17 protein-coding genes are annotated in these 12,873 nt (G+C 30.9%); 12 read left to right on the top strand and 5 right to left on the bottom strand.

What is annotated here, in order from left to right:
• The first annotated feature begins 505 nt into the window (after positions 1-505).
• Positions 506-904, top strand: a complete 399-nt coding sequence (locus B7R67_RS18790; protein ID WP_088072525.1) for a DoxX family protein — start codon at positions 506-508, stop codon at positions 902-904.
• Between the two features lie 194 nt (positions 905-1,098).
• Here the strand turns inward: B7R67_RS18790 and B7R67_RS21950 are convergent, their stop codons facing one another.
• Positions 1,099-1,350: a hypothetical protein gene (locus B7R67_RS21950; protein WP_142289589.1), complete on the bottom strand. Its 252-nt coding sequence runs from the start codon at positions 1,348-1,350 to the stop codon at positions 1,099-1,101.
• Between the two features lie 267 nt (positions 1,351-1,617).
• Between B7R67_RS21950 and B7R67_RS18785 the strand changes: the two genes are divergently transcribed.
• A complete protein-coding gene (locus B7R67_RS18785; protein ID WP_088072524.1) occupies positions 1,618-2,397 on the top strand; it encodes a nitroreductase family protein in 780 nt (259 codons plus the stop codon).
• Positions 2,398-2,563: 166 nt separating this feature from the next.
• On the top strand, positions 2,564-3,571 hold the full coding sequence (locus B7R67_RS18780) for a serine hydrolase domain-containing protein (protein WP_088072523.1): 1,008 nt from the start codon (positions 2,564-2,566) through the stop codon (positions 3,569-3,571).
• Positions 3,572-3,643: 72 nt separating this feature from the next.
• Here the strand turns inward: B7R67_RS18780 and B7R67_RS18775 are convergent, their stop codons facing one another.
• Positions 3,644-4,237 carry a YdeI/OmpD-associated family protein gene (locus tag B7R67_RS18775; protein WP_088072522.1) on the bottom strand — a complete coding sequence of 198 codons (594 nt, stop codon included), beginning with the start codon at positions 4,235-4,237 and terminating at the stop codon, positions 3,644-3,646.
• Between the two features lie 453 nt (positions 4,238-4,690).
• On the opposite strand from B7R67_RS18775, the gene B7R67_RS22235 reads away from it, so the two are divergent.
• Positions 4,691-4,864 carry a hypothetical protein gene (locus B7R67_RS22235; protein WP_158095150.1) on the top strand — a complete coding sequence of 58 codons (174 nt, stop codon included), beginning with the start codon at positions 4,691-4,693 and terminating at the stop codon, positions 4,862-4,864.
• Positions 4,865-4,969: 105 nt separating this feature from the next.
• Complete coding sequence (locus B7R67_RS22575; protein ID WP_235822212.1) at positions 4,970-5,062, top strand: guanine nucleotide-binding protein subunit alpha; 93 nt, start codon at positions 4,970-4,972, stop codon at positions 5,060-5,062.
• 79 nt (positions 5,063-5,141) lie between these two features.
• Here B7R67_RS22575 and B7R67_RS18770 read toward each other — a convergent pair whose 3' ends face one another.
• Complete coding sequence (locus B7R67_RS18770; RefSeq protein ID WP_088072521.1) at positions 5,142-5,924, bottom strand: TrmB family transcriptional regulator; 783 nt, start codon at positions 5,922-5,924, stop codon at positions 5,142-5,144.
• Between the two features lie 107 nt (positions 5,925-6,031).
• On the opposite strand from B7R67_RS18770, the gene B7R67_RS18765 reads away from it, so the two are divergent.
• The 4 genes from B7R67_RS18765 to B7R67_RS18750 all read left to right on the top strand — a co-directional run bounded on the left by B7R67_RS18765 (position 6,032) and on the right by B7R67_RS18750 (position 8,640).
• Entirely contained in the window at positions 6,032-6,799 is a 768-nt protein-coding gene (locus B7R67_RS18765) for a TSUP family transporter (RefSeq protein ID WP_088072520.1), read from the top strand.
• 265 nt (positions 6,800-7,064) lie between these two features.
• Positions 7,065-7,547 carry a DUF2975 domain-containing protein gene (locus B7R67_RS18760; protein WP_088072519.1) on the top strand — a complete coding sequence of 161 codons (483 nt, stop codon included), beginning with the start codon at positions 7,065-7,067 and terminating at the stop codon, positions 7,545-7,547.
• 10 nt (positions 7,548-7,557) lie between these two features.
• A complete protein-coding gene (locus B7R67_RS18755; protein ID WP_088072518.1) occupies positions 7,558-7,773 on the top strand; it encodes a helix-turn-helix domain-containing protein in 216 nt (71 codons plus the stop codon).
• A 90-nt stretch (positions 7,774-7,863) separates the two neighbouring features.
• A complete protein-coding gene (locus B7R67_RS18750; RefSeq protein ID WP_088072528.1) occupies positions 7,864-8,640 on the top strand; it encodes a DUF817 domain-containing protein in 777 nt (258 codons plus the stop codon).
• 67 nt (positions 8,641-8,707) lie between these two features.
• Here B7R67_RS18750 and B7R67_RS18745 read toward each other — a convergent pair whose 3' ends face one another.
• Positions 8,708-9,253 (bottom strand): hypothetical protein, encoded by a 546-nt coding sequence (locus tag B7R67_RS18745; protein WP_088072517.1) that lies wholly within the window; start codon positions 9,251-9,253, stop codon positions 8,708-8,710.
• 288 nt (positions 9,254-9,541) lie between these two features.
• Here B7R67_RS18745 and B7R67_RS18740 point away from each other — a divergent pair, with 288 nt between their 5' ends.
• From B7R67_RS18740 to B7R67_RS18730, 3 genes are all read left to right on the top strand, one after another.
• The gene (locus B7R67_RS18740) at positions 9,542-9,964 is read left to right on the top strand and encodes a VOC family protein (protein WP_088072516.1); all 423 of its coding nucleotides are present in this window, start codon (positions 9,542-9,544) and stop codon (positions 9,962-9,964) included.
• Positions 9,965-10,158: 194 nt separating this feature from the next.
• On the top strand, positions 10,159-10,719 hold the full coding sequence (locus tag B7R67_RS18735) for an NUDIX hydrolase (RefSeq protein WP_088072515.1): 561 nt from the start codon (positions 10,159-10,161) through the stop codon (positions 10,717-10,719).
• Positions 10,720-10,770: 51 nt separating this feature from the next.
• Positions 10,771-11,241: a DinB family protein gene (locus B7R67_RS18730; protein WP_088072514.1), complete on the top strand. Its 471-nt coding sequence runs from the start codon at positions 10,771-10,773 to the stop codon at positions 11,239-11,241.
• A 581-nt stretch (positions 11,242-11,822) separates the two neighbouring features.
• Here the strand turns inward: B7R67_RS18730 and B7R67_RS18725 are convergent.
• The gene (locus tag B7R67_RS18725) at positions 11,823-12,704 is read right to left on the bottom strand and encodes a 5'-3' exonuclease (protein ID WP_088072513.1); all 882 of its coding nucleotides are present in this window, start codon (positions 12,702-12,704) and stop codon (positions 11,823-11,825) included.
• Positions 12,705-12,873 lie beyond the last annotated feature (169 nt).

The following is a 12,873-nucleotide window of genomic DNA, read 5'->3' as shown; positions in this document are numbered from 1 at the left end:
CAGGATGCTCGCTTTCCATGGGGCGTGAGCTGAGCCTCCTCGGCAAGCCTGCGGGGTCTCACCCTTCCCGTACTCCCATAGGAGTCTTCGCACCTTCCACTCCAATCATTGTCTTTAAATAGTCTATACTTTAAATTCTCTCTAAAATCTTTTTTGAAAATGTAATTTGTAAAAAAATTAACAGTTAACAATTACTGTGCCTAGAAAAAGCCAATATTAATGATAAGTAAGTAGTGAGTTGAAAACTAAAGAATAGAAATAGATAAAAACCTATTGACAATTATATTTATTAATATTATTATTATCTCAAGTTAAAGATATTTTAATTCGAAATACTTTTTAAAATTTAAGAAGGGAAGTGAAATAGTAAGACAAATATTGTATGGAAACTAAAGTGTATTTAGAAATACACTTAATAAGAATGAAGTGTTTAAAGATTTTTAAATATTTTTTTTGGAAAAATATCTCGAATTCGAGATAAAATAAAATTTTGGAGGAATAAAAAATGATGGCTTTTGGTTTATTAATTATTCGTTTAGTAATTGGATTATTATTTATTGGTCATGGTGCACAAAAATTATTCGGATGGTTTGGGGGATATGGACTTAAAGGGACTGGAGGTTGGTTTGACTCAATTGGTATGAAACCAGGAGTAACGATGGCTCTATTCGCAGGTTTAGCTGAACTAGTTGGAGGAATCTTATTTGCTTTAGGGTTCTTAACTCCACTTGCAGGTATTATAATTGCTGGAACAATGCTAATTGCAATCTTTAAAGTTCACGGTCCTAATGGATTATGGGCAACAGCAAATGGATATGAATATAACTTAACTATACTTGTAGTAGCGATCGGTATTGCTTTAACTGGTCCTGGTAAATATGCTTTAGATACTATTTTATTCTAAAATTAGGCAAAAAGTAAATTTTATCTATCATTCACACAATGATGCTATTACCCTAATACTATAAGTTCGGTGTAGAACGTGTTATCAATTATGATTTAGGAACTCAAAATGAGCAATAGTTTATTGCTCATTTTTTTATGTTCTTTTTGACTAAATAGCTAATTCATACAGTTGAAGAGTTATGTCTTGTTTAATTAAGTAAACTGAAATAGATTTCCAAAAGTGATGACGAGAGTAATAAAGCATAATAGGACGCTAGATAGTATTAAAGTGAATACGCTTCTTATTTTCCCACCCAATGTATTTGTTCCCATGAAACCAATTAACCCAGTAATAATCGTTATAAAACACAAAGCGAATAAAGCTTTTAATGAAAATGAACTAAGAAATAATACAAGGCAAATTAAAGAAAGTAAAAATGAAAATAAATTAATTGATTTATACAAAAGATCTCCTCCATCTCCGTTCATTCGCAAAGCCCATTCTATTTATTATTCAAAAATCCTTTTGTTTATCTTAATTATACTGCGAAATTCCAAAACAGTTAGTTTAGTGAGGTGATTAAAATATATACGATAAATGTATTTTATGATATGGTTACATTATAAATTGATTATTCAGAAATAATTTTTTAATTAGAATTCTATATTAAATTTATGTTGGCTTTTCTTTACATTTATCATTATACATTTTCTATACTAGGAGTGATTGTTGTGGAATTTAACGATGTTATATATGGGCATAAATCTATCAGAGAATATGAGGATAAGCAAGTAAGCCAAGAATTGTTAGATCAAATATTGGAAGCGGGAATTCGTGCTTCATCAAGCGGCAATATGCAATCTTATTCAATTATTGTTACGAAAGATAAACAACTTAAGGAAAAATTATATACTGCGCATATGGAGCAATCTATGGTTATTGACGCACCAATTCTTTTAACTTTTTGTGCTGATTTTAATCGAATGAGAAAATGGCTTACGCTAAATGATGCACCGGTGCATTTTGATAATTTTATGAGCTTCATGATTGGTGCAATTGATGCGACTTTGGTAGCACAAAACTGTGCTTTAGCAGCAGAGAATGCTGGACTTGGTATTTGTTACATGGGCTCTACTCTAGCAAATTGTAATCAAATTGGAGAAATCCTAAATTTGCCACCTAATGTTGTACCTATTGTAGGTTATTCATTAGGTTATCCTAAAGAAAATCCGACTTTACGCGATCGACTTCCAAAACATGGTTTGGTTCACTATGAACAATACAGTGATTATTCAAATGAAGAAATTCTTGAAATATACAAGGTAAGAGATGAAAAGGGTTGGAAACGATACATGGACGTTCCTAAACTTAAGGAAATGACAGAGCAATTAGGATTAAAAAATCTTGCTCAAATTTATACAATGGCAAAGTATACAAAAGAATCACATCATCAATTTTCACAAACCGTTTTAAATTACTTAGAAAGCCAAAATTTTATGAATAATAAATGATGGAATAAGTTTGTTAATTTTAATTTAAATATGATTATTTCCAATCAAAACTTGTAAAGTCATATAAAAATATTAAAAAGTCGACTTCCATTTATTTGGAAATCGACTTTTTTGTTGACTGTACTGCGATATACAAAGGAAAATCTAATCTTTAGGTGGAGAAAGTATGAGTGATAAATTCAAGAAAGTAATCAAATGGGTTGAGGATATTAAAGTTTTAAATCAAAGTTCTGCTTCAGCTTTACTTATTATGAAAGATAATAAGATTGTTTTTGAGAATTATAGTGGGTTCCATTGTAATAATGACAGTTCTATTCCGATATCTAAAACTTCTATGTTCAACGTTGCCTCGGCCAGAAAAAGTTATTTAGGATTAGCAATTGCCTTTGCGTTATATGAGGGTAAAATTAGAAGTCTAGATGATTATGCTATCGAATATTTTGATAACCTAGACGAAGAAATACTTGGAAAAACGACTTTAAGACATTTAGTCACGCATTCACATGGCTTAAATGAAACAATACAGGGCAATATGATTAGAGAGTTTGAGCCAGGACAAGGGTGGGCATATAGAGGCATTAATATCATAATGATAACGAATCTTATAAAAAAACTATATAACAAAAGCTTTCCAGAACTTCTAGATGAAAAAGTGTTTATACCATTAAGGTTTAAGGAAACTAGATGGGAAACAGACGGAAAAGAGAATTTAGTTAAAGTTATCGATCATCCAAACGAAGAAGCAACATTTAAGTTAGGTTATTCCAATGATGGCTCTGAGTCAAACCTTCATGTTTCAACGAGAGAATTTGCATACTGGGGTAATCTTCATATGAACAAAGGGAATATAAATGGTAAACAAATCGTTCCAAAAGAAGTTATTGAAATCGCTACTCAAGTTCAAAACGTTCGTTATCAAAATAAAGATTTGCCTCAAAATGGCTTATTTTGGTATGTTCAAGATTTACCTAGCAAAAAAAGTGAGATTGGTGAACGAGTGCCACAAGGTTCTTATCAAATTTTAGGAATTACAGGACCATCTATACTTGTTATCCCAAAATATAATGTTGTTGTTGCTAAAATGTATAATAAAAGATATAACTATGGTGGAGAAAATTATTTATATTATTTAAGAGAATTTAGTAATCTAGTGGCTGATGCATTTAGAAATTAGTATATGCTATCGATAAAAAGTTAGGAGCCAATCATAATTGGCTCCTAACTTTTTATCTAACAGAATTATAAATTAATCATTTAATCCCTTACCATCAAGAATTTGTCCCATATATTTTTCAACCCTAGACTCACGAGTTTTGGATTGTTTTGGCGCAGAAAAATACAGTAGATACGCTCTTTGACGACCTGGTGTTAATGCTTCAAATGCAGCTTTTAAGTTTGGGAATTCATCTAATTTATTTTGAAATTCTTCGGGTATTGTATATTCTTTACTCTCTTTAAAATCCACTTTTAAACCAGCCTTTTCAACTTCGATGGCTTCTTTAATATATTCTTTTATGGTCTCTTCCATCTCAATTATTTGTTGAACATCGGTGAAACGAATTTGGCGTGCAGCCTGTACATTCTCCGTTTGTTGAATTAGAATTCCATTTTTATCTTTTAATAATGACCCTTTATGAAAAAGAATCGCACAGTACTCTTTAAATCCATGTATTAAAACTATGTTTTTATTTTCAAACGTGTAACATGGATGCATCCATTTAAATTCTTCGGTTAACTGACACTCCAGAATGATCATTCTTAATTTTTCAAATTCTTCCTGCCACTTTTTGGCTCTACTTAAAAATGCATCAACTTTTGGATTCAATATACTATTTGTCATGAAAGGAACACTCCTAATTAATTATTCGATCAATTGAAAATAAATAAATACAAATTCATTTTAATTATAACTTTTTTTCATTTATAGGATTACATAATTATTTATCAATCTTTGGACAAGTTACACCATATGACATATTAACGTAATTCACTTGACAAGTAAAATTCAGTTAAAAAGTTAGAGCAAGGAATGCGGAAGGAAATAGTACAAATATTATTTGAGGAAATCAATCATTTTAAATCTTTTCCTTTCTCCTTAATCCAATAATTATGTATGAGAGCGTCCTGTAACGGAAATCACCCGCCTTTATATCAGAGTAAAAAAACTACATGACATCCATTTTTTTACTTTTGTAAAAAAATTTTCTTTTTAAAATATTCAATGTGTTATAATTTCGTTAGAGAGATTGTATTTATGCAACTTAGAATTTCAAAAAGGAGCAAAAGGGTTATAATGAAATGGTTAATTGTATTTGGACCGGTAATTGAATTAGCATTATATGCAATAGTTTCGAAGTTTTGGGTAAGTGATTTTAAAGAAATTAAACCAATAATTATTTTACAAATAGTGCTTTACACTTTTCTTATTACACCATTATTACTTTGGGGATATATGCTAAAGCACTAATTTAATATAATTTAACACTGAAGAAAGCATACCATCGAAATGTCGGAAGGGATGCTTTTTTTATTGAATCGCTTTTGACCAATATCTAAGGAGGGCTGCACCAATTTGCGGAAAATCGTTTTAATCGGTTCTGGTGAATCAGGAAAATCAACTTGTTACAAAGAAATCCTAATATATAGTAAACAGGCGGCAAAATGAAATGCACCCCAATTGTTAGACACAGCTAACAATTGGAGGTTATACGGCCTGTTTAACACCTTTTGAACTTTATAGAACATTATTCCATAAAGAATGCCTTTCTTTCATTAGTAATCCATTTCTCCAAATCCTTTTTGCTACGTCTGACAAGACGATTGACGAGCACATCATGCCAAACATAATCTTCTAATAGATAAATGTGAACAGGGTCATCCGTATAAAATGCTTTACTGCGCTCTTCAAATGAAGGTCCATAAATCATTTCTTTGGAATCAATAGATAAAATAAACCATCTTTCAGTGGACGGAGTTTCAGTAAAATTTGTGATGCGATGAGTTTCTAGGTTTTTTATAGGATTATCAACATGGATCGTTATACCTTGAACACTCACTCGATTACTTACTGCAGCAAGTTCCTCCTTCAGTAAATCATAAATATCATCCCACATCGAAATGACAATACGCTTTTCAGCTTTGTTTATCATTGTTTGACAATAGCTCAAAATCGATTTTGTGTCCTTTAATGTAATAACACGATTGTCCATTTTTTCTTCAGAAATTTCGAGTTTTCTTAACGAATCACCTATTTCTGTAATCGTTGATTGCCATTCTGATTGTGCTTTTTGTAAAAAAATATCAACAGGTAGTGGTGAGTATCGAGTAGCATCATGTAATTCTTCCTTCATTACTAAGCCTTTTTCAACAAGATTACCCAACACTTCATAAATTCGTGCTCTAGGGATTCGGGACTCCTTACTTACTTGGTATGCAGTTGCAGGACCTTGTTTTACAAGAGAAATGTAGGATTTCGCTTCATATTCATTAAAGCCCAATTTTTTAAGCTGATGTATCATATCAATCATCAATTTCAGTACTCCCATTTTTTAGATACTTTAACCTTACAATAACTATTTACACAAATCAAATTTTTAGTTACTATTTTAGTAGTAACTATAGGAAGGCTGATTTTATGGAGTTTCATATGGATTTATCTACACTTTTTATTTTGATTGCATTTGGATTTTTCGCTTCATTTATTGATTCAGTTGTTGGAGGCGGGGGGCTGATTTCGTTACCGGCGTTATTATTTTCAGGTTTAAATCCAGCCACTGCTGTAGCTACCAATAAACTAGCTAGTACAATGGGTTCTTTAACTAGTAATATTATGTTTTATCGATCAGGAAATATTAATATCAAAACAGGTATAAAATTATTTCCACTTTCCGTTATAGGATCTATTCTGGGTGCATGGACTGTTCATTGGATTAATCCTAATGTGCTTAAGCCTTTAATGTTAGTCATGTTAGGTGGTATTGCAATTTATACAATTTTAAAAAAAGATTGGGGCAGTGTTTCAACTCCTAAAAAATTATCAATCTCTCATTTTATAATCTTTACGCTATTAATTTTCGCGATTGGTTTTTATGACGGATTTCTTGGCCCAGGAACTGGTTCATTTTTAATTTTTACTTTTTTATTAATAGGTTATGATTTTTTAAAAGCAGCAGGTAATGCGAAATTTTTAAATTTAGGCAGCAATATGGGTGCATTGTTGATGTTTATTTATTTAGGGCAAGTAAATTTTACATTTGGAATCATAATGGGGCTCGCACAAATTGCGGGTGGAGTGATTGGTTCGAAATTTGCGATAAAAAAAGGAACAGGATATATACGTGCGTTGTTTATAACTGTATCTTTTTTATTATTAGCGAAAAATATATATGATTATATACATTAAGATATATTGTTCAATTTACTAAAGTGATGGAATAAGGTTATTTAACGAATGAGCTAGTATAATATAGTAGAAATTAAATGGATTAGTAACGCTCGGAGCCAGATTTTGGCTCCTTTTTTATTTTCTATTAGATTGCTAGAGCATTTCTTTTACGGAATTAGAATTTTATTTAACAATAATAATGTAATAAAAAACGATAGTAATTTATTGTAAAACAATAAATGTGATGGTAAAATCAGATTAACAAAAAAGTGAGGTGCTTTTAGTGAAACGAGGATCAACGCTATTTTTAAAGTTTGCACTTATTCTTATTGGGATTCCAATACTTGCTTTGTGCATATTTATAGTGCCTGAGATAGCAAATTACACTGCGGATTTTTATCCGAAAATTACAATTATGAAATATTTAGTTCTAATGGATTTGTATGCTGGAGCAATCCCTTTTTATTTTGCGTTGTATCAAGCATTTAATCTATTATGCTACATTGACAAAAACAAAGCTTTCTCTGAATTATCAGTTAGGTCTTTAAAGAAAATAAAATATTGTGCAATCGCAATTAGTGTATTGTATGTGCTTGGTATGCCAATCTTTTATATCATGGCGGAAAAAGAAGGTGCTCCAGGTATCATAATTATTGGTTTGGTCATTATTTTTGCGTCACTGGTAATTGCAGTATTTGCTGCCGTTCTTCAAAGGCTTTTAAAAGTAGCTATTGATATTAAATCAGAAAATGATTTAACGGTCTGAGGTGAAAAACATGGCAATTATCATCAATATTGATGTAATGTTGGCTAAAAGAAAAATGAGTGTAACAGAGCTTTCAGAGAAAATTGGAATTACAATGGCTAATCTTTCTATATTGAAAAATGGGAAGGCAAAGGCAATTCGAATATCAACTTTGGAGGCGATTTGTAAGGCTTTAGAATGTCAACCTGGTGATCTTTTAGAATTTCGAAGAGACAGTGAAGTCTAATAATTAAAAGGTAGGGAGATTCCAATGAATCATACTTATAAAAGAGGGGCTAGTCATGAATTAATTTTTTCTAAAATGAAGGTAAAATTTATGAGAGCACTAAAACAACTTTTTCGTTTTGGTTGGGAACAAGCTCTATCGTGTTTGTTTCCTGTCGTTATTTTTGCCTCTTTGGCAATTACACAAATCATTCCACTTCCCTTCATACCGAGGTATGACTGGCTACTTATGATTTGTCTTTTGATGCAATGGTGGATGGTGCGTTCAGGACTTGAAACAAAGGATGAACTAAAAGTAATCACATTGTTCCACCTAATCGGTCTTGCTCTTGAACTATTTAAAGTACATATGGGCTCTTGGTCTTATCCAGAGGAAGGATTTTTTAAAATTTTTGGAGTACCTTTGTATAGTGGATTCATGTACGCGAGTGTAGCAAGTTATCTTTGCCAGGCATGGAGGAGGTTAAAAGTTGAACTAATAAATTGGCCACCATTTTTAATGGTCGTATCACTTGCAGTTGCGATTTATTTAAATTTCTTTGTTCACCATTTTTGGATTGATGTTCGTTGGTGGCTATCCGGTCTAGTTATTATTATCTTTTGGCAATCTTGGGTGACTTACGAGATTAATGATACCCGTTATCGAATGCCCATTGCTCTTTCCTTTGTGCTCATCGGATTTTTTATATGGATTGCTGAAAATATCGCAACATTTTTTGGAGCATGGAAATATCCAGACCAAACCGATTCATGGAGACTTGTTCATCTAGGAAAGGTAAGTTCATGGCTCTTATTAGTTATTGTTAGTTTTCTAATAGTAGCCACATTAAAGCTGGTAAAAAGTAAAGTTCCACAGGATCGCAATTAATCATTCATAAAAATTAATAAACACTATAGCATAAAAATCGGTTGCTCGAAAAGAACAACCGATTTTTTTATTTGATCATTTGATTAGCAAGGTCAATTAATTGTATATTTGAAATATCGGATTTATTTTCTGCTGTAAAACCAATATCATAAGTTACTCCATCCTTTTTAAAATGAATAGAATCACCTTGGATATAACCCCTTATATTACTCTTTAAATTCACTTTCTTTTTTGAACCTGCAAACTTTGTTTTTTCATTTGTTGCAAGAATCGAAATTAAAATCATGTGATCTTTTTCAGAATGAAAAGCTGTAAATACCACTCGAACGGTTTTCCCATCATGTCGAACATCTTGTAATTGTTGAACTTTAAATGGCGTAGTTTCAAATGGCAGTTTTGATGGTAATTTCACATGAAAGGGTAATGAATCAATAGCCGTTTTTGTGGAAGGTGCTTTGTAATCAATTGGTAATGTTTTCTTTTGTTCTTTGGACATATTTTCTATTTGATTTGGTGAGGTTTTTTCTAAGTTGGAGGTATCTAAAGTTGGAGTTTGATTCTGACAACCAATCAGAACTGCAGATAATACAATGATAGAAACTATTTTTTTCATAATATTAACTCCTTTCCTAATCTATTATACAACATAATAAGAAGAATCACTTTTATGATTTATATAATTAGGAATGTTTCGAAAAAAAGAATAGGAGAAATTCAAATCTTCTTGAGGTAATTTTTTATTGAAGCTAAATTAGAAAATCAATTATAGAATTTACATACAAAAAATGGCAATATAAACAGTAAATGGGGAAAATATTAAAATGTATTTGTAGTTGGGACATCTTAAATTTTGATTTTATAAGATGAAAAATAATACGTAAGGAAGTAAAGGGGAATGCAAATGATTCAATCAATTGTTCATATAGCATTAGTTGTAAAAGAATATGATGAAGCTATTGAATTTTATACAAAGAAACTGAACTTTAATTTAATTGAAGATACTTATCAACCTGAACAAGATAAGAGATGGGTAGTTGTATCTCCACCAGGTTCTAATGGAACAACTATTTTACTCGCTAGAGCCTCTAAATCGGAGCAAGAGCCATTCGTTGGTAATCAAGCAGGAGGCAGAGTCTTCCTATTTTTAGGAACAGATGATTTCTGGAGAGATTATAACGAAATGACTTCAAAAGGAATAGAATTTATAAGAGAACCAAAAGATCAAGAATATGGTACAGTTGCTGTATTTAAAGACTTATACGGGAATTTATGGGATTTAATACAATTTAAAGAAAATCATCCATTGGCAAAAAGAATAAAATAAATAGACTTTAAATAGAAAATAGACTGCTTTTTTGCATTCTTTTGAGTGTGTAGACAAAGTCCTATCTATCTGATTTTCAGACTGCTTTTTTGCAGTCTATTTTCTTTGAGCGAACAATCAATCTACCTAAACAGGAAATAGAAAAGAGTTAGCGAATTAGATTAATGATAAAAATAATACAACGGAGATAAAAAATGAAGAAATGGAAAACGCTAAATTCTGAATATCTATTTAAAACTCCCTTTGGAAATTTAAGAAAAGACGAGTGTGAGTTACCCAACGGAAATATTATCAAAGACTATTATGTCAATGAATATTCAAACTGGGTCAATGCGATTGTGATAACAAATGAGAATAAAATTTTATTAGTTAAACAATATCGATACGCAGCGCAGGAGTTCTTTTTAGAAATTCCAGCTGGAAAACCAGAAGGTGATGAAACTTATCAGGAAGCAATTTTAAGAGAAATAAAAGAAGAAACTGGTTATATTACTGAAGGTGAACCAATTTTATTAGGAGAGTTTTTTATTAATCCAGCAACACAAAATAATAAAGTATTTTCATATTTAATTTTAGATGCATATCAAGCTTTTGAACAAGAAATGGATCCAACTGAATTTATTGAAATCAATTTAGTAGAAATAGATGAAATGTCAACCAAAATAAAAAATGGAGAGATTAATCAACTTTTTACTGTAAGTGCGTTTTACTTATCGATGCCATATTTAAAAAGATTTAGGCAGGTTGTTAAATAATAATGTAGAATTTCCAGAGTTGTAAATAAAAGTTTTAAGGAGGAAATGAATTTGAAACGAAGAGATTTACTTTTAAATGTTCAAGATTCAACGTTCGACAAGGAAAGTTGGTTTGCTCCGCTGAAAAATGCGATCGAAGGAATTACTGCTGATCAAGCCAATTGGAAACCTTCAGGTGAAGCAACAAAAACAATTTGGGAGAACGTTAATCACCTCATTTATTACAAAGAGAGAATTGCAGCAAATATCGAAGGGCGCGAATCGACTAAAAATCTTGATGGTGACGAAACATTCTCTCTTACTGAACAATTAAATGACGAAACGGAATGGGAAAAAGTTGTTAATCGTTTGGAAGATGCACATATTCAATTAAGACAACTAATAAGCCGAATATCTGATGAAGAACTGAACAAAAATTCTCTTGAAAATAAATTGATGGATATTTTTCTTCATGAATCATATCATACAGGTCAAATCATTCAAATTAGAAAAATGCAAGGTTCATGGCCTTCACATCGTTGACGAAATGAATTAATCGTTTTAAATATAAAAAACATTACATATTTGAACATTAAATATGTAATGTTAGGCGTTGAAATATATTGGCAAGATGAAAATGGTCATAAAGTGATCATTATTAATGATAAAGTTATAAATTTTGGTGATTTTTTAATGTATAGAGAAGTTAATATGTTTTAGGAATATTTATAACTTCGTTAAACTAATATCATTACTTAAACCTTTTTTATAAGTTTAAAATATTAAATACAAATATAGAAAAATGAATTCAAATTTTAAAAGACGATGCTTTTTTTTGTTCGAATTTGTCGTTCAATCGGATTAATAAAAGGATATTTAATTGGTTTTTTAATGAATACTTTTACAGTAGAAAAAGTTGATTGGAACGAAAGGTTGCTCGACTCCTATGGGACCCCGCAGGCTTGCCGAGGAGGCTCAGGTTTCGCCCCATGGAAAGCGAGCATACTGTAGTGGAAATTAACATCACTTAACTGTCTTTACGAGAAATTGGTTATTAATTGACAAGATTATTTTTCAACAGCATGACATTACATAATATGTTTTAGTATATTTTTGATTTAATTTTAACGTTTAATACGAATTTCCAATTCTTCAAGTTTAAGAGCTAACTTATCTTCATCAATCTTGATTTGTAATTCTTCAAAAGTATAGTCCTCAAAATGTGGAATATCAATTGTAATGGCCGAAAGCTCTTTACTAATAAATGTTGAATCTTTTCCAGCCTCTAGTTTCTTCTTATAACGATTAAATTTTGGATCAAGAGTCTCTAAGTTTTCATATAGCTCTTCAACAGTATTATAAAGTTGGATTAATGGGATGGCAGATTTTTCTCCAACACCAGGACATCCAGGTATATTATCACTAGTATCTCCTAATAATGCCTTAACATCTACCCATTGCTTAGGATGGATTCCATAATCATTATTGAAATGGTCTAAAGAATAAACAATTTCACCTGTTTTTTGCGCAATAATTTGAGAAGTATGCTCGTTTATTAATTGAAGTAAGTCACGGTCATTACTATAAATATAGCATTTGTTTTTTCTTGAATTAGACCAGTTATTTGATAAAGTTCCCATTAAATCATCTGCTTCGTATGGAGCCATTTCTAATTGAGCAATACCAATTTCTTCAAGCACTGTTTTTAAAGTGAAGAATTGTTCAATAAGCGGACTAGGTAATTCTCCACGAGTAGCCTTATAAAAGTCATATTTATTTCGACGATCAGTTTCTTCTCGTTTTACATCCCAAGTAACAGCAAGATGTGTAATTTCATGTTCACGAATTAAGTTGAAAAGTTTTGGTAAGAACACTCTAAGAGCATTTATATAAACACCATCTTTTGTTTTTGAAAGCTGTTCATCACTTCTACCATAGGATGTAGCAAAATATCCCCTGCTTAATAAGTTGAAGCCATCAATTAGTAACAATGATTGATTTTCCATTTTTAAATCACCTAATATCTATATATTTAATACAAAAATCATAGCATATCCTACATAAAATGATAACTAGTGTATTTATTCGATAAATGACCACTTTTTTGAAAATTAAGTTCAGATTAGAAAACAGAATAGAAAGACAGATTGAAAATCAATAAAAGGAAATGAAGTT

Source organism: Gottfriedia luciferensis (genome assembly GCF_002156865.1).
In the GTDB taxonomy this organism is placed as follows: domain Bacteria; phylum Bacillota; class Bacilli; order Bacillales; family Bacillaceae_G; genus Gottfriedia; species Gottfriedia luciferensis.
Note: the sequence above shows the minus strand (reverse complement) of the source record. Positions and strands in the feature narration are given on the sequence as shown.

What these genes read in the sequence shown, in the direction of transcription:
- B7R67_RS18790 (WP_088072525.1), top strand. Translation starts at nt 506, where the DNA reads ATGATGGCTTTTGGTTTATTAATTATTCGTTTAGTAATTGGATTATTA.
- B7R67_RS18745 (WP_088072517.1), bottom strand. Translation starts at nt 9,253, where the DNA reads ATGAAAAAAATAGTTTCTATCATTGTATTATCTGCAGTTCTGATTGGT.
- B7R67_RS18775 (WP_088072522.1), bottom strand. Translation starts at nt 4,237, where the DNA reads ATGACAAATAGTATATTGAATCCAAAAGTTGATGCATTTTTAAGTAGA.
- B7R67_RS18765 (WP_088072520.1), top strand. Translation starts at nt 6,032, where the DNA reads ATGGAGTTTCATATGGATTTATCTACACTTTTTATTTTGATTGCATTT.
- B7R67_RS18735 (WP_088072515.1), top strand. Translation starts at nt 10,159, where the DNA reads ATGAAGAAATGGAAAACGCTAAATTCTGAATATCTATTTAAAACTCCC.
- B7R67_RS18740 (WP_088072516.1), top strand. Translation starts at nt 9,542, where the DNA reads ATGATTCAATCAATTGTTCATATAGCATTAGTTGTAAAAGAATATGAT.
- B7R67_RS18780 (WP_088072523.1), top strand. Translation starts at nt 2,564, where the DNA reads ATGAGTGATAAATTCAAGAAAGTAATCAAATGGGTTGAGGATATTAAA.
- B7R67_RS18750 (WP_088072528.1), top strand. Translation starts at nt 7,864, where the DNA reads ATGAGAGCACTAAAACAACTTTTTCGTTTTGGTTGGGAACAAGCTCTA.
- B7R67_RS18725 (WP_088072513.1), bottom strand. Translation starts at nt 12,704, where the DNA reads ATGGAAAATCAATCATTGTTACTAATTGATGGCTTCAACTTATTAAGC.
- B7R67_RS18770 (WP_088072521.1), bottom strand. Translation starts at nt 5,924, where the DNA reads ATGATTGATATGATACATCAGCTTAAAAAATTGGGCTTTAATGAATAT.
- B7R67_RS22235 (WP_158095150.1), top strand. Translation starts at nt 4,691, where the DNA reads ATGAAATGGTTAATTGTATTTGGACCGGTAATTGAATTAGCATTATAT.
- B7R67_RS18755 (WP_088072518.1), top strand. Translation starts at nt 7,558, where the DNA reads ATGGCAATTATCATCAATATTGATGTAATGTTGGCTAAAAGAAAAATG.